This is a genomic window from Desulfobacula sp. (genome assembly GCF_021107415.1).
On the sequence record NZ_JAIOSW010000447.1, the window covers coordinates 1 to 2,687 of the forward strand.

Below are 2,687 nucleotides of genomic sequence, written 5' to 3' on the forward strand. Positions count from 1 at the left end.
GGCTCCACGGATGACACCATAGAACGCTGCCGGCGCTTTGATCCCGTCATTGTGCGGGCGCCTGGCGGGCGAGCCAGCCAGCTCAACGCAGGATTCAGAAAATCTGCCGGCGACAATCTTCTTTTTTTACACGCGGATACCAGAATCAAAGACCCCTTTCTGTTGTCCAATGCTCTCAAACACTGGAGCGCAGCCCTTGCGAATGCCAATCATGATATGGTAGCAGGACATTTCCCTCTGAAATTCATACGTACTACCCAAAACAACGACATGTCTTTCAGATACGCCGAAGGCAAAACGTATTTCAACAGGATAAATACTACCAACGGGGACCAGGGATTTTTATTAAAACGCTCTTTTTTTGAAGACCTGGGCGTTTTTGACGAAAGTCAGCACTTTCTGGAGGATCAGAAACTGGCCGAAAAAATAAGAATCCGGGGCACATGGATTACCCTGCCCAGGCTGTTATACACTTCAGGTCGCCGGTTTGAAGTCGAAGGCTTCAACCGCCTGTACATATTGATGGGCATGCTCATGGCGCTTTACAGCACCGGCCGCATGGAATTTTTTGAAAGAGCAAGAGCCATCTACGCCAGCCAGGGTGAAACCGGGTATCTGCTGTTAAAGCCCTATTTTGGAGCGGCCATAAAGATGTTTGTATATGATCTGGGATTTTCTGGAAGTATCCGCGCCTGGTTTTACATTGGTCGCTATATCCGTCAGAACTCCTGGCAGATGTTTTATTTTTTTGATGTGTTGTTCCGGACCTCTGTAAAAGATAGAAATTACCCATTCCTTAAATTCCACGACAAGTATTTTCGGCCCATAACCAACAACTCCGTCTGTGACGCGATCAACACATTAATTTCATTTTTTTGGTTTATGCTTGTACTGGCCCCCTATTTTTTTGTTGTAGACACCATCCGGCCGGGTGGATCATCTCCAACCTGCAAAAAGCAAAAATAAAAAATCCGGGTCCAGAAGGCCACAATTTAATAGGATCTGGGTTCTAAAAGGACTTGATGTAGCACCGAGTTAACCTATTGACATTATGTTATAATGCCAAAGATGATGGTTCAAAAGTGAAAGGCAATGCCAAAATAGTATTGCCAGCCTTCGATATCGATTTTGCCCGTCGTATCCTTAAAACTCAGTGTAGTTTCGTTAATGCGGGCTCCGGCATTGAGTCCGAAGTTTTCCGTTAAAAAGATGTCGATACCTGCTCGAGCGTATAGACCAGCGCCAAAACCGGATTCTGATTCAGAGTTGAACTCTTCGGGTGCCGATGCCTCGGGTTCGGTCTCTCGTTTCGCCCAGATGAGCAAGGGGCCGGCACCCACATTCAGCCGGAGCCATTTTGCTGGTTCGAAGCCGAGATACACACCAAAGAAATAATCGATCAAAAGCGAGTTGACATCCACCGAAATAGCAACTGTGCCACCGCCGCTCCCGGAAGATGCGCTAAAACTTCGAACATCACTGTCCATGCTGAATAGGGCACCGGTTTCGAGGCCATACTTGAAAGTTTCCCCGCCGAATGGCTTTTGCACATCAACACCGAAAATGCTGACGTCGTAGTCACTCCCTCCAAGGTCCGAGTCATTGTTTGGAATGAGCATCTTACCGTAGAAAACATGACCGGTTAACTGCTCTTTTACCTCATGTGATAAAACGTTGTCCACTGATAACAGGCAGAAAGCTATGCAGATGATCAGGGTAATCCACTGCTTCTTATTCAGGTAAGTTTTCATTATCGTCCTATATGGAATACTCGTTGAATTTTTCTTTTTTCATATGTGGCATAATATATGATCGTATTGTTACCTTAAACGGAAGCGTCGAAATAATATTTTCAATGACAAAGCTTTCCCAGAAAGGGCCGTAGACCGAATGGTCCAAAAAATCATTCTGAGTTTCTATATCCAGCAATGCATGCAATAGACCTGTATCTCTCCTATGAGGATATGTAGGAACAGTCATGTTTTCAAAACGGTACCCATCCATCCCAAAGAGAAGGCTTTCGATGAAATATATTTCCCTCTAAATAGTTAACGGTAATTCGATATCCAAGCTTTGACCCCATTTTTCATCTCATGCTGCCTGTTCTATCTGCCATTACCTGTTCTATTTTGGAAACAAAAATTTCATGGCAAATTGCATACTCCAGTCCGGTCCGCCATCAGGCTTTTCCACATTTGTAAAAGCCTGCAACTTGAAATCAACCGGCTGCTTGCCAAAACGTACCAGCTTGCCGAAGCCGCCTCCCATCGGGATGGTCCATTTATCGCCACTGGGCTTTTCCCAGTCCGCCGTCATGATTGGGCTAGAAGTAAGGTACCAGCCATTATTCAAGTTGTAGTTGAGGAAGTACTGGAAGGTGAATTTGTTTACGTCAGGATCGCTACTGGAGCCGGTAAAGGACCACATATTTTGCGCCAGGGCACCAACCACCCATTTTCCCGGCATGGTCAACACCAAGGCTGCCGGTCCTGCTGACCACTTGTCAGAACCAAGGCCACTAGTATTGGTTGGCAATTCAAAAACAGGACCCAATCCCCAAATAATTTTCCCCGGCTCAGCGGCTGTGAAAAATCCTTGATACTGAATATTACCCAACCCTGATTCTCTGGATGTCGAACCGGGAATTGAGATATCGCCTAAATCTTCATCTCCGCTATGGGCATCGA

Annotated in this window: 4 protein-coding genes; 1 reads left to right on the forward strand and 3 read right to left on the reverse strand. The window is 45.9% G+C overall.

What is annotated here, in order from left to right; translation table 11 throughout:
- On the forward strand, window positions 1–966 hold a 966-nt coding region (locus tag K8S13_RS22445; protein WP_291465957.1), incomplete at its 5' end, for a glycosyltransferase.
- Window positions 967–1,076: 110 nt separating this feature from the next.
- Here K8S13_RS22445 and K8S13_RS22450 read toward each other — a convergent pair.
- The 3 genes from K8S13_RS22450 to K8S13_RS22460 form a co-directional block, all read right to left on the reverse strand.
- Window positions 1,077–1,751: a hypothetical protein gene (locus tag K8S13_RS22450; protein WP_291465958.1), complete on the reverse strand. Its 675-nt coding sequence runs from the start codon at window positions 1,749–1,751 to the stop codon at window positions 1,077–1,079.
- A gap of 7 nt (window positions 1,752–1,758) precedes the next feature.
- Window positions 1,759–2,004, reverse strand: coding sequence for a DUF4143 domain-containing protein (locus K8S13_RS22455; RefSeq protein ID WP_367172824.1), 246 nt, complete (start codon window positions 2,002–2,004; stop codon window positions 1,759–1,761).
- Window positions 2,005–2,124: 120 nt separating this feature from the next.
- Window positions 2,125–2,687: hypothetical protein (locus tag K8S13_RS22460; RefSeq protein ID WP_291465960.1), on the reverse strand; the 563-nt coding region annotated here is incomplete at its 5' end.